The organism is Streptomyces sp. NPDC006655, from assembly GCF_040703965.1.
Lineage (GTDB): Bacteria > Actinomycetota > Actinomycetes > Streptomycetales > Streptomycetaceae > Streptomyces.
Window position 1 is genome coordinate 5,503 of record NZ_JBEYJU010000028.1, and the last position, 25,416, is coordinate 30,918.

Consider the following 25,416-nt stretch of genomic DNA (forward strand, 5'->3'; position numbering starts at 1 on the left):
AGGGCAACGACCGAGGGCAACGATCGTGAGGGCAACGACCGAGGGCAACGATCGTGAGGGCAACGACCGAGGGCAACGATCGTGAGGGCAACGACCGAGGGCAACGATCGTGAGGGCAACGACGGAGGGTAACGATCGTGAGGGCGAGGACCGTGGGGCCGATGACCGCGAGGGCTTCCGAGATTTGCTCACCCCGGTCGCGGCCATGGCGGACGACGGCGCCGACCGGGCGGGCCTGGCCGGTGGACCACCCCGTGGACAACGCCCTTGCCTTGGCGTGCACTTCAACTCCTAGCGTCTGACCCATGGAAACCGACAGCACCACCAGGACCCTGGGACGTTCCGGCATCCGCGTCAGCGCGCTCGGCTTCGGCTGCTGGGCCATCGGCGGCGAGTGGCAGGACGCCGACGGGCAGCCCCTCGGCTGGGGCAGAGTCGACGACGAGGAGTCGGTACGGGCCGTGCGCCGCGCCCTCGACCTCGGCGTCACCTTCTTCGACACCGCCGACACCTACGGCGCCGGGCACAGCGAGCGTGTCCTCGGCCGCGCCCTGGGCAAGCACCGGGACGAGGTGGTCGTCGCCACCAAGTGGGGCAACGTCTTCGACGAGGAGACCCGCACCCTCACCGGCGCCGACGACTCCCCGGCGTACGTCCGCCGCGCCCTCACCGCCTCGCTGCGCCGCCTCGGCACCGACCACGTCGACCTCTACCAGCTGCACCTGTCCGACGCCGACCCGGTGCGTGCCGCCGAACTCCGTGACGTCTGCGAGGAGTTGGTGGGGGAGGGGCTCATCCGCAGCTACGGCTGGAGCACCGACGACCCCGACCGTGCCGCCGTCTTCGCCGAGGGGCCGCACTGCACGGCCGTGCAGCACACCCTCAACGTGCTCCAGGACGCGCCGCGACTGGTGGCCCTGGCCGAGGAGCTGCGGCTCGCCGCGGTCAACCGCAGCCCGCTGGCCATGGGGCTGCTCGGCGGGCGGCGGGCCGCGGCGGGCGCCGGGGACATCCGCAGCAGGCCGCCGGCCTGGCTGCCCGGGTTCGGCGACGGGGCCGGTGCCGACGCCGCCTGGGTGGAGCGGATCGAGGCCGTGCGGTCCGTGCTCACCAGCGAGGGCCGGACCCTGGCCCAGGGTGCCCTCGCCTGGATCTGGGCGCGCAGCCCGCGCACGGTCCCGATCCCGGGCTTCCGGTCCGTCGCCCAGGCCGAGGAGAACGCCGGTGCGCTCGCGAAGGGGCCGCTCACCGAGGCACAGCTGGCCGAGATCGACCGGCTGCTCGGACGGTGAGCGGCCCCGGGGATCGGCCCCGGGGATCGGCCCCGGTGAGCGGCCCCGGGGAAGGCGTCGGCGCGGGCGTCAGCAGCCCTGGCCGCCGCCGTGCTGCCGCACTTAGGGCTGCCGCCCGTGCGTGCCGTGCCGCCCGTGCGTGGCCTGCTGCCCGTGCGTGCCGTGCCGCCCGTGCGTGGCCTGCTGCCCGTACTTGGCCTGCCGCCCGTACGCGGCCTGCCGCCCGTACGCGGCCCCCTGTCCCTACGCGGCCTGCCGCCCGTACGCGGCCCCCTGTCCCTACGCGGCCTGCCGCCCGTACGCGGCCCCCTGTCCCTACGCGGCCTGCCGCCCGTGCGTGGCCTGCTGCCCGTACGCGGGCCTACCGCCCGTACGCGGCCTGCTGCGGCTCGCCGTGCCCCGCATGCCGCCCGTACGTGGCCTGCTGCCTGTACGCGGGCCTACTGCCCGTACGCGGCCTACTGCGGCTCGCCGTGCCCCGCCCCCTGGGGCGCGAGGCGCCGTCCGCCGCTCTGCTCGGTGAGGGTGATCAGGCCGGCCTCGATGGTGGCCAGACGCGGGGCGCGGCGGGCGATGGAGGAGTCGTGGGTGACCATGACGAAGGTCAGTCCGTACTCGTGCCACAGACCCTCCAGCAGGGCCATGATGTCGTCGCGGGTGCCCTCGTCGAGGTTGCCGGTGGGCTCGTCGGCGAGCAGCACCTTCGGCTTCTTCACCAGCGCGCGGGCGATCGCGACGCGCTGCTGCTGGCCGCCGGACAGCTCGGAGGGCGCGTGCCCGAGCCGCTCGCCCAGGCCCACCGAGCGCAGCGCCTCGGCGGCCCGCTCCCGGCGCTCGGCGGGCTTGACGCCGAGCGGTACGAGGGCCGTCTCCACGTTCTCCTGCGCGGTCAGCGTCGGGATGAGGTTGAACGACTGGAAGATGATGCCGATCTTCTCGGCGCGCAGCCGGGTCAGCTTGGTCTCGCTGATCCGGGCGAGGTCCTCGCCGTCCAGTTCGACACTGCCCTCGGTGGGGCGGTCGAGGCCGCCGATCATCTGGAGCAGGGTGGACTTGCCGCCGCCGGTGGGGCCCTGGATGACGAGCTGGTCGCCGTCCTCGATGGTCAGGTCGATGCCGCGCAGCGCCTCGACCGTCTCCTTGCCCCGCGTGTAGCGCTTGGTGACACCGGTGAGTCTGTACATGGGTTCTCCACAGGGTGGTGAGGCCGAGGCCGCAGGTGGTACGGCGCAGGGGGTGAAGGGGGTGGGGCGCCGCGTCCCGGGGGGAACGGAGGCGGCGCCCCGGCTCGGGGGAGTCCCGGTGCTACGAGACGCTGCGCAGGGCGTCGGCCGGGCGCATCCGGGAGGCGCGCCAGCCGCCCATGGCGCCGGCGATCAGGCCGCCGGTGACCGCGAGGCCGACCGCGAGGGCGATGGTGGTGACGGAGACGGGCGCCGTCAGCGCGATCTCCAGAGTGTTCTGCGCGGACTGCCCGCCGGGGCCGCCGCCGCCCGGGCCGCCGCCCATGCCGCCACCGCCGCCGGTGGAGCCCAGCTGAGCGGTGAGCTTCGGGCTGACCGCGGTGACCGCGTAGGCCGCGCCGACGCCGATCGCGATGCCTAGGGCGCCGCCGATCAGGCCGTTCACCATGGACTCGCCGACCACCTGGCGGGTCACCTTCCGGCTCGGCCAGCCGAGGGCCTTCAGGGTGCCGAACTCACGCACCCGGCGGGACACCGCCGAGGAGGTCAGCAGGGCCGCCACCAGGAAGGCCGCCACGAGGACGGCGACGGACAGCCACGTGCCGACGCTGGTGGCGAGGCTGGAGGCGGTGGAGAGGGAACCGGAGACGGTGGACGCCAGGTCGGCGGAGGTGGTGACCGTCGTACCGGAGATGTTCGACTGGATCTCCTTCTTCACGGTGGAGATCTGCTGGGAGTCGGTCGCCTTGACGTAGATCGTGGTGACCTCGTTCTTCGCGTCGCCGAGCGTCTGGGCGAGCTTCAGCGGGATGAACAGGTCGGTGGTGGACTCGCTGCTGTCCGGGGTGGCGATGCCGATGACCGTGAACTTCGTACCGGAGATCGTGAAGGTCGAGCCGACCTTGTACTTCTTCTCCTTGGCGTACGACTTGCTGACCAGCGCGACCTTGGCACCGGTCTGCGCCGAGGTGAAGGTCCTGCCCGACGTGATCTTCATCGAGGCCAGCGGGCCGAGGCCCTGGTGAGCCACGTCGACGCCGACCACCGAGTAGCTGTTGACGTTGAAGTCGGCGCCGCCGCCCTGGACCTGCGGCTGGCCTCCGCCCGAGCCGCCGCTGCCGCCGCCCTGCTGCCCCTGGCCGCCGCTGCCGCCGGTGCTGCTGCCGCTGGTGCCGCTGCCGGTGGTGGTCTTCGCCTTGCCCTGGGTGAAGGAGCCGTCGACCTTGGTGACGTTCAGGGAGAGCGCGCCCACCGCGCTCGCCACGCCCTTCTGCCCGGCGACCTTGGTGACCAGGGCGGACTTCAGGACCTGACCGCCCTGAGTCATCACCCGGTCCGAGCTCTGCTTGGTGCTGCTGCTGGACTTGGCGCCGAACTTGAAGCTGGGGCCGCCCGAGCCACCCGAGGTGGGCGCCGCCTGCGCCTTGGTCACCGTCATGTCGGTGCCGAGGCCGTAGAGCGACTGGAGGACCTTGTCCTGAGCCTTGGACATGCCGGCCGACACGGAGCTGACCGTGATGACCAGCGCGATACCGAGCGCCAGACCCAGTGCGATGACCAGGGCCGCCTTCTTTCTGCGGCCCAGCTCGCGCTTGAGATAGATGCCAAACATCCCGTTCCTCGAAGGTTCTTGGCGCCCGCTGTGGGCGCTGGCTCACGCTAGGGAGGAACCTTTGAGTCGTACTGAGTAAAAGATGTGTCAGGGCTGAGAAAACCGGCACTCTTATCGAACTTTCATAAGACAGCAAATTCCTTTCCGGGCGAGGGGGTCCTCCGGGGAATCCGCTGTTGGACGCGGTGTACGGTCCCGGGATGCGTGATTCCTCTCGGCTGACCCGGCGTGCCGCCCTCGGGCTGACGGCCGCCGCCCTGCCCCTCCTCTCGGCGACCCCCGCCTCCGCCGCCACGGCGATAGGCGGCGAGCGGCTGGCCCGCGGCGGCGTACAGGTGAGCGGCGCCACCGGCTTCCCCAGGAAGATCACCGCACGGGCCTGGCTGCTGGCCGACTGGGAGAGCGGAGAAGTGCTCGCCTCGTACGACGCGCACCGGCGGCTGCCGCCCGCGTCCACCCTGAAGATGCTGTTCGCGGACACCGTGCTGAAGAAGTTCGAGCGCAGCGGGCGCTACCGGGTCAAGGACTCGGACCTCGCCGACGTGCCGTCCGGCTCCAGCCTGGTCGGGATCAAGCCCGGCCTCACCTACACCGTCGATCAGCTGTGGCAGGGCGTCTTCCTGCGCTCCGGCAACGACGCCGTGCACGTCCTCTCCCACATGAACGGCGGGATCGCGAAGACGGTCGCCGAGATGCAGGCCAAGGCGGTCGACCTGCAGGCCCTGGACACCCATGTGGTCAGCCCGGACGGCTTCGACCACCCGGGCCAGCTGTCGTCCGCGTACGACCTGACGCTGTTCGCCCGGCACGGGCTGAAGGACGCCGATTTCCGGGGGTACTGCGGGACGAGGACCGCGAACTTCCCGGCGGGCGGCAAGAAGACCTTCCAGATCCAGAACACCGACCGCCTGCTCACCGGCGCCTGGGGACTGGACGTCTACAAGGGCCTGTTCGGCGTCAAGAACGGCTACACCAGTCACGCCGGGAACACCTTCACCGGCGGTGCCACCCGGGGCGGCCGCACCCTGCTGGTCACCGTCATGCACCCGGCCCCCGGCACCAACGCCGTGTACGAGGAGACCGCGGCGCTCCTCGACTGGGGCTTCGGCCAGGGGAGCGCGGCGCGGTCGGTGGGGGTGCTGGTCGATCCGCTGAGCGAGGGCGGGGCGAGCGCGGGCTCGCCGGCCTCCGGCGGCAACGGGGCCACGGGGGCGGCCGGCACGGGGGCGGCGGCGTCGTCCGGTCCTTCGCCGTGGCGGCTCGCGGAGGGCGGGGCGGTGACGCTGGCGCTGCTGGGCGCCGGGGGCTGGGCGCTGCGCCGACGCCGCGCGACGGCCGCCGCCGGGGCCGATGCGAGCGCCGCGCCCCGCCGGCGCCGGCGCGCGGGGGCCGCCGCCGGGCCCGATGCGAACGTCCGGCCCGATGCGAACGCCCGGCCCGATGCGAACGTCCGGCCCGATGCGAACGCCCGGCCCGATGCGAACGTCCGGCCCGATGCGAACGTCCGGCCCGACTCGGCCGACGTCCAGGGGAGTTGACGTCTCGCGGCAGTCGTCCCACCCGCCGGTGCGTACCCGCGGTCCCACGCGGGTCCACCCCCACCCGGCCCGGTGGAACGACTGCCGCCTCCCCCCTCGGAATGGTCGGCGGAACCCCAGAGCCCCAAGTGTGAAGTTCTGGTGGAGAAGAGTCGAGCATAGGCCCGTTACCGGCCGCAATACCGCGGAGGTGAGTATTCCGCTTGTGTGGATTGCGACGGTCCTGGCTGAACGGCGGTTCAGCCCCGCCCCACGTACGGCATCGTCGTCGCCAGCACCGTCGCGAACTGCACGTTCGCCGCCGGGGGCAGCTCGGCCATGTGCCGCACGGTGCGCGCCACGTCGGCCACGTCCATCACCGGTTCCGGGACGATCTCCCCGTTCGCCTGGAGCGCGCCGGTCTCCATCCGGGCCGTCATCTCGGTGGCCGCGTTGCCGATGTCGATCTGCCCGACCGCGATCCCGTAGGGCCGCCCGTCCAGGGAGAGCGACTTGGTGAGCCCGGTCAGCGCGTGCTTGGTCGCGGTGTAGGCGACGGAGCGCGGGCGGGGCGCGTGCGCCGAGATCGACCCGTTGTTGATGATCCGGCCGCCCTGCGGGTCCTGCTCCTTCATCTGCCGGAAGGCGGCCTGCGCGCACAGGAACGCCCCGTTGAGGTTCGTGTCCACGACGTGCCGCCACGCGTCGTACGACAGGTCCTCGACGGCCACCCCGCCGGGCCCGAACGTCCCGGCGTTGTTGAACAGCAGGTCGACCCGCCCGAACCGCTCCACGGCCGTCGCGAACAGCCCGTCGACGTCCTGCGGCACCGCCACGTCCGTGCGGACGGCGACGGAGGTGCCCTCGGGCACCAGCGCCGCCGTCTCCTCCAGCGGCTGCGGCCGCCGCCCGGCCAGCGCCACCGACCAGCCGGCCCTCAACAGCTCGACGGCGACGGCCCGCCCGATCCCCGAACCGGCACCGGTGACGACCGCGATCCTCGATTGCTTGGCATCCATGGGGCCGCACCCTACGGAGGGCGGCCGGGTCAGGTCACGCTTCCCCGGGGTAGCGCACCCCGATCTGCTCCCGCAGGGTGTCCAGGGTGCGCATGACCGCCAGGGTGCCGGTCAGCGGGACGAGCGGGGACTCCTTCTCGCCGGCCCGCAGGGCCCGCATGACCTCCCGGGCCTCGTGGCGCAGGGTGTTGCGCGGGCCGTCGGCCGGGTCCATCGCGAACTCCTGCGGGTCGCGGCCGTCACGGTGCAGGACGAAGCGCTCGGGGTGGAAGAAGCCGTCCGGGATGTCGATCCGGCCCTGCGAGCCGGTGATCGAGGCGCCGTTGCCGGTACCGCCGACGATGGAGCAGTGCACCATGGCGAGAGCGCCGCTCTCCCAGGAGAGCAGCGCACCCGTCTGGAGATCGACGCCCTCCTCCGAGAGCACCGCTCGCGCCGACATCCCGTCCGGTTCACCGAGCAGCAGGTGCGCGAACGCCACCGGGTACACACCCAGGTCGAGCAGCGCGCCCCCGCCCAGCGCCGGGTCCCGCAGCCGGTGCGCCGGCGGGAACGGGCCCTCCAGGCCGAAGTCCGCCTGCACGGTCCGCACCTGCCCGATCGCACCGTCCGCGACCAGCGCCGTCAGTCGCCGCACCAGCGGGTTGCAGTACGTCCACATCGCCTCCATCAGGAAGCGGTCGTGCTCCTTCGCCAGCGCGACGAGTTCCTCGGCCTCCCGGCTGTTGACCGTGAACGCCTTCTCGCACAGCACGTTGCGCCCCGCCCGCAGGCACAGCCCGGTCGCCGCCCGGTGCGCCGCGTGCGGGGTGGCGACGTACACGACGTCGACGTCCTCGTCCCGGGCGAGCGACTCCCAGTCGCCGTAGGCCCGCTCGATCCCGAACCGCTCCGCGAAGGCCCGCGCCGACTCCGGCGACCGCGAGGCGACCGCCGTGATCTCCGCGTCGGGCAGATCCACCAGGTCCGCCGCGAACGCCGCCGCGATCCCGCCCGTCGCCAGGATCCCCCACCGCACACTCTGCTCAGCCATCCCGGCAGCCCCACCCTCGCTCATGTGTTTCCAGGCAGTCTGTACGAGCTGAGAGCATATGCGGGGGCCGACCGGGTCCAGCAAGAGCGGACCCGTACCGCGAGACCTACGCAGTGGGGGGAACATGCCCGAGCAGCCGACGCCGACGACACCAGGCGCTCAGGACACCGCCGGACCCGGACCCCGAGGCGCCGCGCCGCCCGCCGCCCGCCGCGCCGGACTCCTCCTCGTCCTGGTCCTCGGCGGGCTCACCGCCACGCCCCCGCTGGCGATGGACATGTACCTCCCCTCGCTGCCGGAGGTCACCCGCTCCCTGCACGCCCCCGCCGCCACCGTCCAGCTCACCCTCACCGCCTGCCTCGCCGGCATGGCCCTGGGCCAGCTCGCCGTCGGCCCGATGAGCGACCGCTGGGGGCGCCGCCGCCCGCTGCTGTCAGGCCTCGCCGTCTACCTCGTCGCCACCGCCCTGTGCGCCGTCGCCCCCGACGTCGAGACCCTGGTCGCCTTCCGGCTCGCCCAGGGCCTCGCGGGCGCCGCGGGCATCGTCATCGCCCGGGCCGTCGTACGCGACCTGTACGACGGGGACGCCATGGCCCGCTTCTTCTCCACCCTGATGCTGGTCTCCGGGGCGGCCCCGATCGTCGCCCCGCTGATCGGCGGGCAGATCCTGCGGGTGACGGACTGGCGGGGTGTCTTCGTCGTCCTCACCGTCGTCGGAGCGGCGCTCGCCGCGCTGGTCTGGGTGAAGCTCCCCGAGACCCTGCCGCCCGCCGACCGGCACGCCGGGGGAGCGGCCGGGGCCGCACGCGCGATGCGCGCCCTCCTCGCCGACCTCCCCTTCACCGGTTACATGCTCGCGGGCGGCTTCGCCTTCGCCGCCCTCTTCGCCTACATAAGTGCCTCGCCCTTCGTCATCCAGGAGATCTACGGCGCCTCCCCGCAGACCTTCAGCCTGCTCTTCGGCCTCAACTCCGTCGGGCTGGTGATCGCCGGGCAGGTCAACGGCAAGCTGCTGGTCGGCCGGGTCGGCCTGGACAAGGTGCTCGGCGTGGGCCTGGTGGTGACCGTCCTCGCGGCCACCGCCCTGCTGCTGATGTCCACCGGCGCCCTCGGCCCGGTCGGGCTCGCCCCCGTCGCCGTTGCCCTCTTCGTCCTGATGTCCGCGATGGGCGTCACCCTCCCCAACGCCCAGTCCCTCGCCCTGCTGCGCACCCGGCACGCCGCCGGTTCCGCGTCCGCGCTGCTCGGCACCACGTCGTTCCTGGTCGGCGCGGTCGCCTCGCCGCTGGTCGGGATCGCCGGGGAGAGAACCGCCGTGCCCATGGCGGTCGTCCAACTGGCGGGGGCACTGGTGGCGCTGGCCTGCTTCATGGGAATGTGCCGTCCTTGGAGCGCGCGGGCGAACACCCGTGCGGGAACGGAGAATGGGGGTGTCCCCGTTCGGGCGGAGCCGAGAAAGGCGGAAGAGCGCTGAGCGTGCCGAGACTGCGCGTCGAGACACCGGAACGGGCCGGTCTCGACCCAGCGGAACTCAGACACCTCGTCCGCGAGGTGCGCGACCTGACCACCGGGGAGCGGCCCTGGGCGGCCGGCGCCGTCGTGGTCGCCGGACGCGGCCCGGTGATCGCCGTGCAGCAGGCCGCGGGCTGGGCCGTGCGCTGGTCCCGGTACGACCCCGACACCGACGCCGGTGTCGAACTGCCGCCCGCCGACCGGGTCCCGATGACCGTCGACACCCCCTTCGACGTGGCCTCCCTCACCAAACTCTGCACCGCGGTCGCCGCCGTGCAGCAGCTGGAACGCGGCACCCTCGGCATCGACGCCCGCGTCGGCGCCTACCTCCCCGACTTCCACGCGGCCGCCGCCCACGGCATCACCGTCCGCCAGCTCCTCACCCACACCTCCGGCCTGCGCCCCGAACTCCCGCTGTACGACTGCCCGGACGCCGCCGCCCGCCTCGACCTGCTGCGCGCCGAGGCACCCAGCTCCCCACCCGGTGTCCACCGCTACTCCGACCTGAACATGCTGCTGCTCCAGCACGTCCTGGAGCGCATCACCGGCCGCACCCTCGACGTCCTCGTCCGCGACGGCATCACCCGCCCGCTGGGGATGACGGCCACCGACTTCGGGCCCTGCCCCGGCGCGGCGGCCACCGAGGACCAGCGGCGGCCGTGGGCCAAGACGGACCGGGGAATGCTGCGCGGTGTCGTGCACGACGAGAACGCCTGGGCGCTGGGCGGGGTGGCCGGGCACGCGGGTCTGTTCGCCACCGCGCGCGACCTGGCGGTCTTCTGTCGGGCCCTGCTCGCGGGCGGCGGCTACGGGCCGGCCCGCATCCTCGGTCCCGACTTCGTGGACCTGCTGCTGAGCCCGCCCGGACTGGGGTTCGTGGTCGACCAGCCGTGGTTCATGGGCGAGCTGGCGGGGCGGGGCGCGGCCGGGCACACCGGGTTCACGGGGACGAGCCTGGTCCTCGACCGGGCCACGGACAGTTTCCTGGTCCTGCTGGCCAACACCGTGCACCCGGTGCGGCGGCCCGCGGACAGCGCACCCCGGGCCGCCGCGGCGACCCGCCTCGCCCGGGCAGTCCATACAATCGCCGGGTGAACCACCCCGCAGCCCAGGACCCCGCAGCGAATCGCCCCGCAGCGAACCACCCCGCGGCGAACGACCTCGCGGCCCCGGCCGACCGGCTCCGTGCCACCCTCGGTCACCTCCTCGACGGACTCCCGCCCCGGCAGGCCGCGGGCGCGGTCGAGCGGCTGATCGCCAACTACCGCGGCGCCACCCCGACCGACGCACCGATCCTGCGGGACCGGGCCGACGTGGTGGCCTACGCGGCGTACCGGATGCCGGCGACCTTCGAGGCGGTACGGTCGGCGCTGGCCGAGTTCGCCGAGGCGCTGCCGGAGGGCTGGGCGCCGGACAGCCACGTGGACGTCGGCGGCGGGACGGGCGCGGCCACCTGGGCGGTGACCGACACCTGGGCCGGGGTACGGCCGGTGACGGTCCTCGACTGGGCCGAGCCCGCGCTGGCCCTCGGCAGGGAGATCGCCGCGGCGAACCCGGCGCTGCGCCAGGCGTCGTGGCGCCGCTCCCGGATCGGAGCGGCGCTCACCATCGAGAGCACCGATCTGGTCACGGTGTCGTACGTCCTGAACGAACTCGACGAGGCCGACCGGGCCGCCCTCGTCACCGCCGCCGCGGCCGCCGCGCGGTCCGTGGTGATCGTCGAGGCCGGCACCCCGGCCGGCTACGCCCGGATCATCGAGGCCCGGGACCGCCTGGTCGCGGCCGGTCTCCGGATCGCCGCGCCCTGCCCGCACAGCGCCGCCTGCCCGATCGTCCCCGGCGCGGACTGGTGCCACTTCTCGGCCCGCGTCAGCCGCTCCTCCTTGCACCGCCAGGTCAAGGGCGGCTCACTGCCCTACGAGGACGAGAAGTTCAGCTACGTCGCCGCCACCCGTCTGCCGGCCTCCCCCGCCCCGTCCCGGGTGGTGCGCCGGCCCCAGATCCGCAAGGGCCAGGTCCTCCTCGACCTGTGCGAGCCCGACGAGCACCTGCGCCGGACGACGGTCACCAAACGCCACGGCGACCTGTACAGGGCGGCACGGGACGTGGACTGGGGGGACCCGTGGCCGCCCGGCTGACATCTCCCGTACCCCCCCCTTCACGCCCAGATGGGACCATAAGGCATGCTGTCGGGACCACAGCGAGGCGAGGGCGATAGATGAGCGCGACGTTCGGCGGTCGGGGCGGTCGGCAGGGCAAACTCTCCCAGTGGCTGCTCGGACGCCGCCCGAAGGAGACAGCCGCCGACGACAGCCGTGAGGACCTGCTGCTCGCCGCCGCCGCGGCCGGCCTCCCGCTGGCCCCCGCCGCCCACCCCGCCCCCGGCTACGGCTGCTCCTGCGACCGCGTGGGCTGTCCGACCCCCGCCCGGCACCCGGTGTCGTTCGCCTGGCAGACGCAGTCCACCACCGACCGCGCCCAGATCGAACGCTGGGCCCGGCACCAGCCGCAGGCCAACTTCATCGCCGCGACCGGCATGACCCACGACGTCCTGGACGTCCCGCTGGAAGCCGGCCGGCAGGCGCTGGAGCGGCTGCTCGCGAGCGGCGTGGAGGTCGGCCCGGTCGCCGAGAGCGACGACGGCCGCATGCTGTTCTTCACCCTCACCCGCGGCACTCCCGAGGACGAGGACGAGTGGTGGCCGTGCGAACTGGACTGCCACCCCGAGACCATGGACGAGCACCCCGGTCTGCGCTGGCACTGCCGGGGTTCGTACGTCCTGGTGCCGCCCGCCCGGCTGCCCGGCGACGACGACCGGCGCGTGCACTGGGCACGCGGCCCCGAGCACGCGCTGCCCGACCCGCTGAGCCTGCTGGAGACCCTCACCGACGCCTGCGCCCGGCACGCCGGAGAGGAGCCCGGTCCGGCGGCCGCCGCCTGGCCGCTGCGCCGCTGACCGCGCCTCCCGAGCGGCCCCTCGGGGGAGCTCAGGACCCCTGTGCGGACGTCAGCCCCTGGATGCGCCCGAGGACCGACACCTTCCCGGTGCCCGCCGGGTCCAGGGCGACCTGGTTGGAGACGAACTGCATCGTCAGCGACTGCTTGATCTCCCCCTTGGTGAGGGCCTTGACGTCCTGGTTCTGGACCGGCACGGAGGTGCCCGCGGCGGCGGTCTGCTTGGCGTAGTAGCGGGTGGTGAAGAACACCAGCGCCCCGCCGTCGGCGGTGCGCAGCGCGAGCGGGGCGTAGTCGCCGGCGGTGAGCGGCTCGTCGATGTACTGGGTGGCGAGCCCCGGCTTGGTCGACTTCCGGCGGTCCGTCCGCCAGCCGCTGGTGTGCGCGCCGGCCGCGAAGACCCCGCCGCCGCTCTTCAAGTACGTGACGTAGTCCCGGGCCAGATCGCCCGGCGGGACGGCGAGTTCGGTGCTGTTCGCCGGGACGGCCTCGGCCCAGCCGTCCTTGTCGGTCCGGAACTTCGGCACGTCGCCCGGGGCGACCAGCGTCAGATACGCCACCTGGAACGGTTCGGAGAGGCTGTCGCGGGTGAAGACCAGCAGCCAGCGGTCGTCGCCGCCCTTGTTGCCGTGCGCGTCGGCGACGAACCAGCGCGGCCAGCCCGCCTTCTTGGGGATGGTGTAGGTGACGTCGTCGAACTCCAGCGCGGAGTGGCCGGAGTTGCCGCCGGGGCTGTTGACGTGCCCGGCCTTCAGACGCGCGGAGTCGATGTCGGCGAGGGCGCCGGTCGTGCGGTCCGCGTCCAGGGAACCGTCGTACGCCTTGTCGGCCTTGTTGTACGCGTCCGTGAACTGCCGCAGCGCCTTCGCCGCTTCGGCGCGGGTGGTGGTGGGGAGCACCTCGCGCTCCCCGTGCACCACCACGCAGCCGCTCGCCGTCAGTGACAGGGCGGTCAGCGAGACCGCCAGGAGCGCCTTCCGGTCACGCCCGCGGAGCCGTCGAGGGCCGTGCCCCCTGGTCGTCAGGTGCGTCATGAGGTGCCTTCACCTTCCCCTTCCCGGAGGCGAACCCTACCGGGGCGAAGAAGAGGACGAGCGTGGGGACCAGGTACAGCAGCCACACCGTGACCTGGAGCACGGTCGGGTCCGGCTGGAAGTTGAACACGCCCTTGAGCAGCGTCCCGTACCAGCTGTCCGGCGGGACGGTGCCGCTGATGTCGAAGGCCTGGTTCGTCAGCCCCGGGATCCAGTCGGCCTCCTGGAGGTCGTGGAAGCCGTACGCCAGCACGCCCGCCGCGACCACGACCAGCATGCCGCCGGTCCAGGTGAAGAACTTCGACAGGTTGATCCTCAGGGCGCCCCGGTAGAAGAGCCAGCCGAGGAACACGGCGGTGGCCAGGCCGAGCGCCACGCCGACCAGCGGGCGCGGGGTGCCGTCGCTGGCCGCGTGCACGGACGCCCACACGAACAGCGCGGTCTCCAGGCCCTCCCGGCCGACGGCGAGGAACGCGGTGGCGACCAGTGCGCCGGTGCCCATCGCGAGGGCCGCGTCGAGCTTGCCGTGCAGCTCCGACCTCAGGTGCCGGGCGGTGCGCCGCATCCAGAACACCATCCACGTCACCAGGCCGACCGCGATGACGGACAGCGACCCGCCGAGCGCCTCCTGCGCCTCGAACGTGAGCTCCTGGGAGCCGAATTCGAGCGCGCACCCGAAGCCCATGGCGATGAGCACGGCCACGCCGATACCGATCCAGATCGGCTTCAGGGCGTCCGTCCGCCCGGTCTTGACCAGGTAGGCGATGAGGATGCAGACGACGAGCGAGGCCTCCAGGCCCTCCCGCAGACCGATCAGGTAGTTGGAGAACACGGATCACGCCCCCTTGGCGGAATCGGAGAACAGCGTCCGGCCCCACCAGTCGTCCTCGTCCCGGACGCCGGGCGGAACCGCGAAGACCGCCGAACCCACGTGCTGGATGTAGTCGTTGAGCGCGTCGGAGGCGGACAGCTTGCGTTGCAGCGGGATGAACCCCTTGCGCACGTCACGCATGTAGGCGAGGAAGAACAGTCCGGCGTCCAGCCGCCCGAGCCCGTCGGTGCCGTCGGTGAACGAGTAGCCGCGGCGCAGGATGGTGATCCCGCCGTTGGAGTCGGGGTGCGCGAGGCGCACGTGGGCGTCGGGTTTCATCGCCTTCAGGAACGGCTCGTCGTGCTCCTTGGCCTTGCCGACCGGGGCACCCTCGCCCTTGTCCCGGCCGAACACGTCCTCCTGCTCCTGGAGCGAAGCGCGGTCCCAGGTCTCGATGTTCATGCGGATGCGCCGGGCGACCAGGTACGACCCCCCGGTCATCCAGGCCGGGCCGTCCCCCTCCGCCGCCCAGACGAACTTCTCCAGCCGGTCGGTCTCGGTCCCCGCGATGTTGCGGGTGCCGTCCTTGAACCCCATGAGGTTGCGCGGGGTCTGGGCGTCCGGGGTGGTCGACGAGGTCTTCCCGAAGCCGAGTTGGGACCAGCGGACGGCGACCTTGCCGAAGCCGATCCGGGCGAGGTTGCGGATGGCGTGCACGGCGACCTGCGGATCGTCGGCGCAGGCCTGGACGCACAGATCGCCGCCGGTCCGGGACCTGTCGAGGTTGTCCCCGGGGAACTTCGGCAGGTCCACCAGCGCGGCCGGCCGCTGCCCGGCGAGCCCGAACTTCTCGAACAGGGAGGGGCCGAAGCCGATCGTCAGCGTCAGCCGGGACGGCTGGAGTCCGAGCGCCTCGCCGGTGTCGTCCGGCGGCGCCTCGGCGAGCCCGCCGTACGCCCCCTCGCCGACCGCCTTCCCGGCGGTCATCCGGCGGGCCGCCGCGGTCCAGTCCTTCAGCAGCTGGACGAACGCGGCCCGGTCGTCGGTCTTCACGTCGAACGCGGCGAAGTGCAGCCGGTCCTGGACGGGCGTGGCGATGCCGGCCTGGTGGGCGCCGTGGAAGTCCACCGCGCCCCCGGTCCCGGCGGCCGCCGCCGGCGCTGTGTCCTGGCCGGCGTCGGCCATCGCCACCGCGCCCCCGGCCACCGCCGCGCCGAGCGCGAGCCCGGCACCGCCCCAGCCGATGAGCGCCCGTCGTGAGGGATTCGTCTTCTCGGTCGTCATGTCCGGCCCCTTACTTGACGACGGCCGCGGCGAGCTTGGACAGCGGTTCGGCGAGGGCGTTGACCGCGTCGGACAGCTCCTTGCGCTGGTCCTTGGTGACCTTGTCGTAGGAGACGAAGTCGTAGGACGTCCGGTCGGACCGGTACCTGTCGAGCAGCGCGTCCAGGGCGGCGAACTGCCGGTCGAGTTCGGCGGTCAGCGCCCGGTCGTTCTTCGCGGCGACCGGCTTGAGCAGCTCGTAGGCCTTCTGGGCGCCCTCGACGTTGGCCTTGAAGTCGACCAGGTCGGTGTGGGAGTAACGGTCCTCCTCGCCGGTCACCTTGCCGGTGGCGACCTCGTCGAGGAGCTCCTTGGCGCCGTTGGCCATGGAGGTCGGGGTGATCTCGGCCTTGCCGACCCGCTGCTGCCAGTCCGTCAGGTCGGCGACGAGCTGGTCCGCGAGCGCCGCCTCCGTGGCACCGGCCTTCTTGTCGGCCCACAGGGACTTCTCGAGCCGGTGCCAGCCGGTCCACTTCTGGCCCTCTTCCAGGCCGTCGGCGCGGGTGTCGGTCTTCGGGTCGATGTCACCGAAGGACTCGGCGATCGGTTCGGTGCGCTCCCAGCCGAGCCGCGAGGGGGAGTACGCCTTCCGGGCGGCCGCCAGGTCACCGGCCTTGACGGCGTCGGCGAAGGTCCGCGCGAGCGGCACGGTGGCGTCGGCCTGTTCCTGGGCGTACGCGCGGTAGTCGGCGACGGCCTTGTCGAGCGCCGGGTTGCGCTCGGCGACCGTGCCGGAGCCGGTGACGGTGAGCTTCTGCCGGACGCCGTGCCCCTTCATCCCGGGCCGGCAGGCTATCTCGTAGGACCCGGCCTTCACCTCGGCGGTCAGCGTGTACCTGGTCCCCGGCCCGATGTTCTCCTTCTCGGAGACGATCCGGTCGTCGGGGAAGAGGATCTCGACCTCGGTGGCCTTGGCGCCCTTGTTCTCGATGGCGAGGGTGACGTGCCCGGCGGGCACCGACTTCGCCGAGGTCTCGCACGTGGCGTCGGCGGCGGTCACCCGGATCGCGTCACTGCCCTCGGCGTCGCTCTTCGCCGTGCAGGCCGTGAGGGCGGTCAGAGCCGCCGCGGTGGCGGCGGCGGTGACGGTGAGTCGGACGGCACGCATGCAGGCTCCCGGCGAGGTGGTGTGGTGAGGCTGCCCTAACTTACCTGAGCCTTACCTCACTCATACCCATGCGGGGTGTGATTCACCCGACACAGGAAAATCACCGGCAGAGTTCCGGATGCTTCAATTCCGGAGTGACTGACTACGACGTGCTGCGTGTCTTCTGCGCGGCGAACGGCGGATACGGCAACGAACTCGGCGTCGTCCGCGAGGGCTCGGTGCTGCCCGAGCCGGCGGACCGGCAGGCGCTGGCCGGAAAACTCGGGTTCAGCGAGACCGTGTTCGTGGACGACCCGGAGCGCGGGATCGTCGACATCTACACCCCCACCCTGCGCCTGCCCTTCGCCGGGCACCCGTGCGTCGGCACGGCCTGGCTGCTGGACGTACCCGAACTGGTCACCCCCGCCGGGGTGGTCGGCGCCCGGCTGGACGGGGAGTTCAGCTGGATCGAGGCGCTCCCGGAGTGGGTCCCGCCGCGCACCCTGCGCCAGTACGCCACGGCCGCCGAGGTGGACGCGCTGCCGGTGCCGCCACCGGGGGAGTGGGTCTACGCGTGGGCCTGGGAGGACGAGTCGGCCGGCCGGGTCCGCGCCCGCGGCTTCCCCGGGCGCGACGACGGGATCCAGGAGGACGAGGCGACCGGGGCCGCGGCACTGCTGCTCACCGACCGGCTGGGCCGCGCTCTGAACATCACCCAGGGCAAGGGCTCGCAGATCCTCACGGCACCGCAGCCGTACGGCTGGGTGGAGATCGGCGGGCGGGTCCTCCTGGAGGGCCCGGAGAAGCAGCCGGGGGCTCAGCCGGCGGTCGGCTTCCCGCGCCGGCCGCGCCGCGCGTAGTACCAGGCCATGTTGGACGACACACCCGTCAGCAGCACCCAGACCACACCGACCGGCCAGCTGCCCTGGACGAAGGAGACGACGGCGGCGACGACGGCGAGGACGCAGACGGCCAGGGCGTAGAGGGCGAGGCGGGGCATAGGGTCGCTTTCCTGACGGGCGCGGGATCGGGCGCGGGGACACTGCTGGCGTCCACCAGTGTCCCCCATCCGCTCACACGTCCGTGACGCGGAGCCCGGCGTGTGCCTTGTAGCGGCGGTTGACCGAGATCAGGTTCGCGACCAGCGACTCCACCTGGTGGGCGTTGCGCAGCCGCCCCGCGAAGACGCCCCGCATCCCGGCGATCCGCCCGGCCAGCGCCTGCACGGTCTCCACGTCGGCCCGCGCCTCGCCCAGGACCATCACGTCGGTGTCGATCTCCTCGATCTCCGGGTCCTGGAGCAGCACGGCCGACAGGTGGTGGAAGGCGGCCGTGACCCGCGAGTCGGGCAGCAGCGCCGCCGCCTGCTCGGCCGCGCTGCCCTCCTCCGGCTTGAGCGCGTAGGCGCCCTTCTTGTCGAAGCCGAGCGGGTTGACGCAGTCCACGACCAGCTTCCCGGCCAGTTCCCCGCGCAGCGACTCCAGCGTCTTGCCGTGCCCCTCCCACGGTACGGCGACGATCACGATGTCGCTGCGGCGCGCGCACTCGGCGTTGTCGGCGCCCTCGACGCCGTGCCCGAGCTCCTCGGCGGCGGCCCGCGCGCGCTCGGCGGCCCGGGAACCGATGATCACCTTCTGGCCGGCCCGGGCCAGCCGGTAGGCGAGGCCCTTGCCCTGCGGCCCGGTGCCGCCGAGCACACCCACGACCAGGCCGGAGACGTCGGGCAGGTCCCACGGGTCCTTGGCGGGGGCCGGCTGCTGTGCACTGTCGGAAGAGGTCATGGGGCCGACTCTACGTCCGGGCGGGCGGCCGTACCCGGTCAGGTGAGCCGGTTCACCGGCACCCGGCGGAACGTGATCGTCGTGTACGCGCTGAAGTCACCGGTCTCGTACAGCAGTCCCACGGTGTCCGCGTCGACGCGGGCCAGGTCGGAGTAGGCCGCGGGCAGCCCGTCCACGGTGTACGCGGACCGCCAGGTGGTGCCGCCGTCGGTGGAGGCGCGGATCGTCATCAGGGCGCGGGCGGCCGGATCGGCGGGCCCGGAGTACAGCAGCAGGTCCGGGTCGCGGAGTTGGAGCACACTGGCCTCGCAGACGGGGGCGGTGAGCCCGGCCTGCGGCCGGAACGGCCTGACCAGGGTCCGCCCGCCGTCCTCGGAGTGGGCGTCGGCGCGGTTCCCGGGCGCCGGTGAGTCGTTGCGGGTGTTGACGTAGACGCGGCCGTCGGGGAGTTCGGCGGCGGTGGTCTCGTTCACGTTGATGTACCCGTCGGTGTTCTCGTCGACGTAGCCGAGGTACCAGGTCGCACCGCGGTCGTCGCTGAGCAGGCCGTGCCCGCTGTTGTACTTCGCCTCGGTCCCGTCGTCGCCGCCCGTGGGCGGGACGGTGTGGTTGGCGGGTACGACGACCCGGCCCGACCGTAGTTGGACGGCGTGTCCGGGGGTGGTCGCGTACCACCGCCACCCCGGCTTCTTCACGGACCCGGTGATCTCGACCGGGTCGGACCACGTCAACCCGTCGTCGTCGCTGTGCTGCACCCACACCCGCCGCCCGTCCGCGTCGGACACCTGTCCGCGCAGGACGGCGTCCTCGGTGGCAAAGGCGGCGCTGCGGACGTGCACCAGCAGGATCCGGCCGGTGTCCAGGACGACCGGGGCCGGGTTGCCGGCCAGATCGCTCCCGTTGCGCGCGGCGACCTGGAGCGCTCCCCAGGTACGGCCGCCGTCGCCCGACCTCTTCAGCACGATGTCGATGTGCCCGTGGTCGGCGGCGGAGTCCGCCCGCCCCTCGCAGAAGGCGAGCACCGTACCCGCCCGGGACACCACCACCGCGGGGATCCGGAAACCGGCGTAGCCCTCGGTGCCCGCGCGAAAGGGAATGCTCGCCGCTGCGTCGCTCATGGGGCGCCTCCTCCCCGGGTCGGGCGAACTCGGGGTGAACACCACGTCACGACTGACCGATTGCGGCAGTATGCGGGGACATGGACGCCGTACGGGTCGCGTTGCTGCGCGAAGTGCTCGCCGGAACCGAGTGGTTGCAGGCCACGCGGAGATTCGCGGGGGTGCTGCGCGGCTCGGTGGTGGCCCACGGCGGCGGACTGCTGCTGTCCGGCACCCCCGGTCACGAGCCGTGGCATCTCGCGGCGCACCTGGTGGACGAGGCGGCCTGGTCCGGTACGCCGGAACTGGCGCCGACCCTGGTACGGCACGACGCGCGCCCCACCGACCCCGCGCACCTCGCGGTCGGCCCCGGCCGCATCGAGGCCGCCCGCCGGGGCGAGACGCTGCTGCTGGTGACGCAGGGGGAGACCCAGGCCCTGCTGGAACGGGTCCACACGGCCCGCCGCGCCGGCGTCACGCTCCTGACCCTGTCCACCACCGCCGACGACGCGCTGACCGCGATGGCGCACGAGACCCTCGTCGTCCCCGAGGGCGCGGAGCTGGACCTCGACACGGTCCAGCACCTGGTCAGCGCGGCGACCGGCGAGAACGGGCCGTCCCCACGGGGGCGCCGCCGCTTCCGGGACCGCCTGGCGAGGCTGGCGGAGACGCTGCTGGCCCCGCCGCCGGCGCCCTGAGGTCAGGCCTCGTCCGAGGAGTCACCGGCCGGCGCGTCGTGCCACCGCGGGTCGTTCTCCCACTCGAGGTTGCGTTCGCGGGCGATCTCCATGGCGTGCTCCGCCTCGGCCCTGGTGGTGTAGGGGCCGAACCGGTCCTTCGCGGGGCAGTCCGGCCCCTCCTCGACCTTCTTGTGCTGCAGGCAGTAGTACCACTCGCCCGCCTTAGCGACGGTCCGCTTCTTGAACAAGGCCATGACCGGCTCCTTTCGCCATCCACATGTTCCCGCATGCCCGCTGGTTAGACTCGCTGACATGTCTGGCCAGTCGCTGCTCGTACCAGGGGAGCTCTCTCCCACCCGTTCGGTACCCGGAAACATCCGCCGACCCGAGTACGTCGGCAAACCCGCGCCGACCCCGTACACCGGGTCCGAGGTACAGACCCCGGAGACCGTCGAGGCGATGCGGATCGCCGGTCGTATCGCCGCGCAGGCGATGGAGGAGGCCGCGAAGATCATCGCTCCGGGGGTCACCACCGACGCACTGGACAAGGTCGCGCACGAGTACATGTGCGACCACGGGGCCTACCCCTCCACGCTCGGCTACCGGGGCTTCCCCAAGTCGCTGTGCACCAGCGTCAACGAGGTCATCTGCCACGGCATCCCGGACTCGACCGTGCTCCAGGACGGCGACATCGTCAACCTGGACGTGACGGCGTACATCGGCGGGGTGCACGGCGACAACAACGCGACCTACCTGGTCGGGGACGTCGACGAGGAGAGCCGGCTGCTGGTCGAGCGCACCCGGGAGTCCCTGAACCGGGCGATCAAGGCGGTCCGGCCGGGCCGCCAGATCAACATCATCGGCCGGGTCATCGAGTCCTACGCCAAGCGCTTCGGCTACGGGGTGGTCCGGGACTTCACCGGGCACGGCATCAGCTCGTCGTTCCACTCGGGCCTGATCATCCCGCACTACGACAGCCCGCACGCGACGACCGTGATGCAGCCCGGGATGACCTTCACCATCGAGCCGATGCTGACGCTCGGGACGCACGAGTACGACATGTGGGAGGACGGCTGGACCGTCGTCACCAAGGACCGCAGGCGCACCGCGCAGTTCGAGCACACGCTGGTGGTGACCGACACCGGCGCGGACATCCTCACCCTGCCGTAGCGCCCCTCCCGTCGCACCGCCGCGCCGCGCCGCGCCGCGCCCCGTCCCGCACCGGGGCGGGGTCAGGTCAGCCGGTGGCGGAGCAGTACTCGTTCGTGCCCTGCCAGAACCGGTACAGCTCCTGGCCGCAGTACTGCGAGAAGCCGTCGACGCCCAGGTGGCGCAGCAGCGCGTCGATCACGTCGAAGAACGCGCTGTTGATCGACGGCACCCACAGCAGCGCGAACACGAACAGCAGGCCGAACGGCGCGAACGGCTCCACCTGCCGCTTCACGCCGTACGACAGCCAGGGCTCGATCACGCCGTAACCGTCCAGGCCCGGCACCGGCAGGAAGTTCAGGATCGCGGCGGTGACCTGGAGCAGGGCGAGGAAGGCGAGGGCGTACCGGAAGTCGCGCGGGACGCCGTCCAGGGCGTCCAGCCAGAAGGGGGCGGTGCAGACGGCGGCGAACAGCACATTCGTCAGCGGGCCGGCCGCCGAGACCAGGCTGTGCCGCCAGCGGCCGTGGATCCGGCCGCGCTCGATGAAGACCGCACCGCCGGGCAGACCGATCCCGCCCATGATCACGAACACCACCGGCAGCACGATGCTCAGCAGCGCGTGCGTGTACTTCAGCGGGTTCAGCGTCAGATAGCCCTTCGCGCCCACCGTGACGTCCCCGCTGTGCAGGGCGGTACGGGCGTGCGCGTACTCGTGCAGGCAGAGGGAGACGATCCACGCCGCCGTCACGAAGAGGAACACGGCGACGCCGGGCTGCGCGGCGAAACCGGACCAGGTGGCCCACCCGGTCACCGCGGTGACGGCCAGGATCCCGACGAACACGGGACTGATCCGCCGGTCGCTGGGGCGGGTGGTGGTGGCGGTCATGGCGGGGGACTCCCGGGGCGCGTCGGTGGCAGGGGCGGTGGCGGTGGCGTGCGGGGTCGACCGTACAGGTGACGTGGGAAGAACGTCAGGCGCGGGGCCGCGGGTTCCGGCTCGCCGGTGCCCATCCGAAACCCACGGGCGCCGCGGGGGCGTCCCCAGGGACAATGAACCCCGTGCGCTATCGGATCCTCGGCACCACCCAGGTACTCCGCCCCGACGGTACGGCCGTCCCCGTGGGCGGGGCACGGCTGCGTGCCCTGCTGGCCGTGCTGGCGCTGCGGGCGGGCCGCCCGGCGCCCGCCGGGCTGCTCGTCGACGAGGTCTGGTGCGACGACCCGCCCGCCGACGCGAACGGCGCGCTCCAGGCGCTGGTCGGCCGGCTGCGACGGGCCCTCGGCGCGGACGCGATCGCGTCCGCCGACGGCGGCTACCGCCTCGCCGCCGCCCCCGACGACGTCGACCTGCACCGCTTCGAGAGGCTCACCGGCGACGGCCTGCGCGCCCTCGCCGACGGCGACCCGGCCAAGGCGGCGACCGTCCTCGACGACGCCCTCGCCCTCTGGTACGGTCCGGCCCTCGCCGACCTGCCCGACCGCACCGCCGAGGCCGCCCGGGCCGACGCCCGCCGCCTGGACGCCCTGCGCGCCCGCCACACCGCCGCCCTCGCCCTCGGCCAGGCCGAGCAGTCCCTGCCCGAGCTCACCGCCCTGTGCGACGCCCACCCGCTCGACGAACCGCTCCAGGCCCTGCGCCTGCGCGCCCTGGCCGCCACCGGCCGCACCGCCGAGGCGCTGGCCGCCTACGACGGCGTACGGCGCCTGCTCGCCGACCGCCTCGGCTCCGACCCGGGACCCGAACTGCGCGCCCTGCACGCCGAGTTGCTGGATCCGATACCGGCGCCGACGGCACCGGCGCCGCGCCCGGGCAACCTGCGGGCCCGGCTCACCTCCTTCGTCGGACGCGAGGCCGACATCGAGGCCATCCGCGGCGACCTCCGCGCCGCCCGGCTGGTCACCCTGCTCGGGCCCGGCGGGGCCGGCAAGACCCGGCTGTCGCAGGAGGCCGCCGAGACCGTGCGGTCCGCCGCCCGGGACGGTGTCTGGCTCGCCGAGCTGGCCCCCGTCGACGATCCCGCCGCCGTGCCCGAGGCGGTGCTCAGCGCGCTCGGCGCCCGCGAGACCGTGCTGTACGGCGCCGGTGCCGAGGGCATGCGGGCCGCCGCCGACCGGCACGACGACCCGGTCGAGCGGCTCGTCGAGCACTGCGCCCGGCGCCGGCTGCTGATCATCCTCGACAACTGCGAGCACGTCGTCGACGCGGCGGCCGACCTCGCGGCCCGGCTCCTGGAGCGCTGCCCGGACCTGACCGTGCTGGCCACCAGCCGCGAACCGCTCGGTGTCCCCGGGGAGTTGCTGCGTCCGGTGGAACCACTGCCCGATCCGGTGGCGCTGCGGCTGTTCGCCGACCGGGGCGCCGCGGCCCGCCCGGGCTTCACGGTGGACGCCGACGAGGAGACCGCGGCGGCCTGCGCCGAGATCTGCCGCCGCCTGGACGGACTGCCCCTCGCCATCGAACTGGCCGCCGCCCGGCTCCGGATGCTCACCCCGCGCCAGATCGCCGACCGCCTGGACGACCGCTTCCGGCTGCTCACCTCCGGCAGCCGTACCGTGCTGCCCCGCCAGCAGACCCTGCGCGCGGTCGTGGACTGGTCCTGGGACCTGCTCGACGCCGGTGAACGGGACGTCCTCGGCCGGCTCTCCGTCTTCGCGGGCGGCTGCGACCTGACCGCCGCCGAGGCCGTCTGCGGGCCCGCCGCCCTCGACGCGCTCGGCTCCCTCGTCGACAAGTCCCTGGTGGTGGCGGCCCCTTCGACGGTGGACGGCGGGATGCGCTACCGGCTCCTGGAGACCGTCGCCGAGTACGCGGGCGAACGCCTCGACGAGAGCGGCGAACGGGCCGCCGCCGAACGCGCCCACCTGACGTACTACCGCGAACTGGCCCGCACCACCGATCCGTTGCTGCGCGGCGCCGGCCAGCGCGGCGCGCTGGCGCGGTTCGGGCTGGAGTATGAGAACCTGCGCACCGCCCTGCGCCACGCCGTCGCCGCCCGCGACGAGCAGGAGGCGCTGTGCCTCGCGCACTCCCTGATCTGGTACTGGCAGATGCGCGACCAGCGGATCGAGACCCGCACCTGGTGCGGCGAGATCATGGCCCTCGGCCCCGACCCCTTCGCCGAACCGGTCACCCCCGCCGAACCGGTCTGGCAGCGCCTGACCGCCGCCCCGCCGCCGTACACCGGCGAGGCGCTCACCGAGGCCCGGCGCGGCGTCCACCTGGCGCACATGGCCTGCATGGACACCGAGATGGACGTCTGGCAGACCCCGGCCGCGCAGGCCAAACTGCGCGCCGTCACCCAGGTCTACGAGCCCGGTCTGCCGCAGACCTCCCGCGTCCCCGGCATGTTCTGGTTCTACGCCGTGATGCTGACCGGCGGCATGGAGCGGCTGCGCACCATCGTGGACGACGGGGTCGACGTCTGCCGTCGGACACCCGACTACGAGTGGGAGCTGGCCGCTGCCCTCCAGATGCGGGCCAACGTGCTGGCCAACCGCGCCGCCTGGGCCGGTGACGCCACCCGCGACGCCGACGAGTCGCTGGAGATCTTCCGCCGTCTCGGGGACGACTGGGGCACCGCCGAGGCCTTCTCGGCGCGCGCCGAGTCACAGGAGCGCAGGGGGGAGTTCCAGGCGGCCGCCGCGGACTACCGGTCCGCCGTCGAGCACGCCACCCGGCTCGGCGCCCACGCCCAGGTCAACGTGCTCCAGGCCCGCCTCGGCACCGTGCTGCTGGAGGCGGGCGACGCCGAGGGTGGCGAACGGCTGCTGCGCGAGGTCCTGGAGAGTACCGACAGTCCGACCAGCGAGGCGAGGCCCGCCGCGCGGCTCTTCCTGTCCGGCTGGCTCATGCTGGACGGCCGGCTCACCGAGGCGCGCGAGCAACTCCGGGTTTTGCGCGAGGAGTTCAAGATCGCGCACTTCGTCGTCTTCGACGCCCTGATCCTCACCCAGGAGGGCTGGGTGGACGCCCTGGAGGGCTTCCACGCCGAGTCCCTGGCCCGGCTCCGGCAGGCGTTCCGGCACATCGCGGACCCGCTGACCCAGGCCATCGCCCCGCATCTGCGGTCCGTCTGCCTGACCGCCGCCGCGCTCGCCCTGGCCGGGCTCGACGGTGGTGCCCGCGCCGCGGACGCGGCCCGCTGCCTGGGTGCCGCCGAAGCCCTGCTGCCGCCCGGACACGTGCCGAACGGCAGCGAGCGCACGATGCGCGAGCGGACGGAGGCCCGGGTCCGGGCCGCGGTCGGCGACGAGCGGGTCTACGCGTCGGCGTACGCCGAGGGCGGTGGCCTCTCCCTCGCGGAGGCCACCGCCCTGGTCTGAGGTC

General features: G+C 73.2%; 23 protein-coding genes and 1 pseudogene. 10 read left to right on the forward strand and 14 right to left on the reverse strand.

Annotated features, from left to right (window positions below; all coding sequences use genetic code 11):
- Window positions 1–305: 305 nt before the first annotated feature.
- Entirely contained in the window at window positions 306–1,292 is a 987-nt protein-coding gene (locus AB0958_RS18140) for an aldo/keto reductase (protein WP_366891417.1), read from the forward strand.
- A gap of 458 nt (window positions 1,293–1,750) precedes the next feature.
- On the opposite strand, the gene AB0958_RS18145 is transcribed toward AB0958_RS18140, so the two are convergent.
- Together AB0958_RS18145 and AB0958_RS18150 are read right to left on the reverse strand one after the other, a co-directional pair.
- Window positions 1,751–2,476 carry an ABC transporter ATP-binding protein gene (locus AB0958_RS18145; protein ID WP_366891418.1) on the reverse strand — a complete coding sequence of 242 codons (726 nt, stop codon included), beginning with the start codon at window positions 2,474–2,476 and terminating at the stop codon, window positions 1,751–1,753.
- Window positions 2,477–2,597: 121 nt separating this feature from the next.
- The gene (locus AB0958_RS18150) at window positions 2,598–4,088 is read right to left on the reverse strand and encodes an ABC transporter permease (RefSeq protein ID WP_366891419.1); all 1,491 of its coding nucleotides are present in this window, start codon (window positions 4,086–4,088) and stop codon (window positions 2,598–2,600) included.
- A gap of 200 nt (window positions 4,089–4,288) precedes the next feature.
- On the opposite strand from AB0958_RS18150, the gene AB0958_RS18155 reads away from it, so the two are divergent.
- A complete protein-coding gene (locus AB0958_RS18155) occupies window positions 4,289–5,626 on the forward strand; it encodes a D-alanyl-D-alanine carboxypeptidase (protein ID WP_366891420.1) in 1,338 nt (445 codons plus the stop codon).
- On the opposite strand, the pseudogene AB0958_RS18160 reads toward AB0958_RS18155, so the two are convergent.
- From AB0958_RS18160 to AB0958_RS18170, 3 genes and pseudogenes are all read right to left on the reverse strand, one after another.
- Window positions 5,537–5,806, reverse strand: a pseudogene (locus AB0958_RS18160) (hypothetical protein); the annotation flags it as partial. The gene AB0958_RS18155 and the pseudogene AB0958_RS18160 sit on opposite strands and share 90 nt — an antisense overlap.
- A 59-nt stretch (window positions 5,807–5,865) precedes the next feature.
- Window positions 5,866–6,624, reverse strand: a complete 759-nt coding sequence (locus AB0958_RS18165) for an SDR family oxidoreductase (protein WP_366891421.1) — start codon at window positions 6,622–6,624, stop codon at window positions 5,866–5,868.
- Between the two features lie 34 nt (window positions 6,625–6,658).
- Window positions 6,659–7,657 (reverse strand): Gfo/Idh/MocA family oxidoreductase, encoded by a 999-nt coding sequence (locus AB0958_RS18170; RefSeq protein WP_366891422.1) that lies wholly within the window; start codon window positions 7,655–7,657, stop codon window positions 6,659–6,661.
- 124 nt (window positions 7,658–7,781) lie between these two features.
- On the opposite strand from AB0958_RS18170, the gene AB0958_RS18175 reads away from it, so the two are divergent.
- From AB0958_RS18175 to AB0958_RS18190, 4 genes are all read left to right on the forward strand, one after another.
- A complete protein-coding gene (locus tag AB0958_RS18175; RefSeq protein WP_366891423.1) occupies window positions 7,782–9,131 on the forward strand; it encodes a multidrug effflux MFS transporter in 1,350 nt (449 codons plus the stop codon).
- Window positions 9,128–10,264 carry a serine hydrolase domain-containing protein gene (locus AB0958_RS18180; protein ID WP_366891495.1) on the forward strand — a complete coding sequence of 379 codons (1,137 nt, stop codon included), beginning with the start codon at window positions 9,128–9,130 and terminating at the stop codon, window positions 10,262–10,264. The genes AB0958_RS18175 and AB0958_RS18180 overlap by 4 nt, the downstream gene beginning before the upstream one ends.
- Window positions 10,261–11,307, forward strand: a complete 1,047-nt coding sequence (locus AB0958_RS18185; protein WP_366891424.1) for a small ribosomal subunit Rsm22 family protein — start codon at window positions 10,261–10,263, stop codon at window positions 11,305–11,307. The genes AB0958_RS18180 and AB0958_RS18185 overlap by 4 nt, the downstream gene beginning before the upstream one ends.
- 80 nt (window positions 11,308–11,387) lie before the next feature.
- On the forward strand, window positions 11,388–12,125 hold the full coding sequence (locus AB0958_RS18190; RefSeq protein ID WP_366891425.1) for a bifunctional DNA primase/polymerase: 738 nt from the start codon (window positions 11,388–11,390) through the stop codon (window positions 12,123–12,125).
- A 31-nt stretch (window positions 12,126–12,156) separates the two neighbouring features.
- Here AB0958_RS18190 and AB0958_RS18195 read toward each other — a convergent pair whose 3' ends face one another.
- Genes AB0958_RS18195 through efeO form a run of 4 tightly spaced genes read right to left on the reverse strand, consistent with a single transcriptional unit; the run spans window position 12,157 to window position 16,400 of the window.
- Entirely contained in the window at window positions 12,157–13,158 is a 1,002-nt protein-coding gene (locus tag AB0958_RS18195) for a hypothetical protein (RefSeq protein WP_366891426.1), read from the reverse strand.
- Window positions 13,106–13,990 (reverse strand): iron uptake transporter permease EfeU, encoded by an 885-nt coding sequence (efeU, locus tag AB0958_RS18200; RefSeq protein WP_366891428.1) that lies wholly within the window; start codon window positions 13,988–13,990, stop codon window positions 13,106–13,108. Before efeU ends, AB0958_RS18195 begins: the two co-directional genes overlap by 53 nt.
- 3 nt (window positions 13,991–13,993) lie before the next feature.
- A complete protein-coding gene (efeB, locus tag AB0958_RS18205) occupies window positions 13,994–15,253 on the reverse strand; it encodes an iron uptake transporter deferrochelatase/peroxidase subunit (protein WP_366891430.1) in 1,260 nt (419 codons plus the stop codon).
- Between the two features lie 10 nt (window positions 15,254–15,263).
- A complete protein-coding gene (gene efeO / locus AB0958_RS18210; protein ID WP_366891431.1) occupies window positions 15,264–16,400 on the reverse strand; it encodes an iron uptake system protein EfeO in 1,137 nt (378 codons plus the stop codon).
- Window positions 16,401–16,534: 134 nt separating this feature from the next.
- Between efeO and AB0958_RS18215 the strand changes: the two genes are divergently transcribed.
- Window positions 16,535–17,239: a PhzF family phenazine biosynthesis protein gene (locus AB0958_RS18215; protein ID WP_366891432.1), complete on the forward strand. Its 705-nt coding sequence runs from the start codon at window positions 16,535–16,537 to the stop codon at window positions 17,237–17,239.
- Here AB0958_RS18215 and AB0958_RS18220 read toward each other — a convergent pair.
- The 3 genes from AB0958_RS18220 to AB0958_RS18230 are packed head-to-tail and all read right to left on the reverse strand — an operon-like array spanning window position 17,197 to window position 19,278.
- Window positions 17,197–17,448, reverse strand: coding sequence for a hypothetical protein (locus AB0958_RS18220; RefSeq protein WP_366891433.1), 252 nt, complete (start codon window positions 17,446–17,448; stop codon window positions 17,197–17,199). The two genes, AB0958_RS18215 and AB0958_RS18220, sit on opposite strands and share 43 nt — an antisense overlap.
- Window positions 17,449–17,452: 4 nt before the next feature.
- Entirely contained in the window at window positions 17,453–18,160 is a 708-nt protein-coding gene (npdG, locus tag AB0958_RS18225) for an NADPH-dependent F420 reductase (protein WP_366891435.1), read from the reverse strand.
- Window positions 18,161–18,198: 38 nt separating this feature from the next.
- Window positions 18,199–19,278, reverse strand: coding sequence for a sialidase family protein (locus tag AB0958_RS18230; RefSeq protein WP_366891436.1), 1,080 nt, complete (start codon window positions 19,276–19,278; stop codon window positions 18,199–18,201).
- Between the two features lie 80 nt (window positions 19,279–19,358).
- On the opposite strand from AB0958_RS18230, the gene AB0958_RS18235 reads away from it, so the two are divergent.
- Complete coding sequence (locus tag AB0958_RS18235) at window positions 19,359–19,955, forward strand: hypothetical protein (RefSeq protein ID WP_366891437.1); 597 nt, start codon at window positions 19,359–19,361, stop codon at window positions 19,953–19,955.
- Window positions 19,956–19,957: 2 nt separating this feature from the next.
- On the opposite strand, the gene AB0958_RS18240 is transcribed toward AB0958_RS18235, so the two are convergent.
- On the reverse strand, window positions 19,958–20,191 hold the full coding sequence (locus AB0958_RS18240; protein WP_366891439.1) for a hypothetical protein: 234 nt from the start codon (window positions 20,189–20,191) through the stop codon (window positions 19,958–19,960).
- A gap of 58 nt (window positions 20,192–20,249) precedes the next feature.
- Between AB0958_RS18240 and map the strand changes: the two genes are divergently transcribed.
- Window positions 20,250–21,107, forward strand: a complete 858-nt coding sequence (gene map / locus AB0958_RS18245) for a type I methionyl aminopeptidase (RefSeq protein ID WP_366891440.1) — start codon at window positions 20,250–20,252, stop codon at window positions 21,105–21,107.
- Window positions 21,108–21,174: 67 nt separating this feature from the next.
- Here the strand turns inward: map and AB0958_RS18250 are convergent, their stop codons facing one another.
- Window positions 21,175–21,975, reverse strand: coding sequence for a site-2 protease family protein (locus AB0958_RS18250; protein WP_366891441.1), 801 nt, complete (start codon window positions 21,973–21,975; stop codon window positions 21,175–21,177).
- 164 nt (window positions 21,976–22,139) lie between these two features.
- Here AB0958_RS18250 and AB0958_RS18255 point away from each other — a divergent pair, with 164 nt between their 5' ends.
- Window positions 22,140–25,412 carry a BTAD domain-containing putative transcriptional regulator gene (locus tag AB0958_RS18255; RefSeq protein WP_366891442.1) on the forward strand — a complete coding sequence of 1,091 codons (3,273 nt, stop codon included), beginning with the start codon at window positions 22,140–22,142 and terminating at the stop codon, window positions 25,410–25,412.
- Window positions 25,413–25,416: the final 4 nt, after the last annotated feature.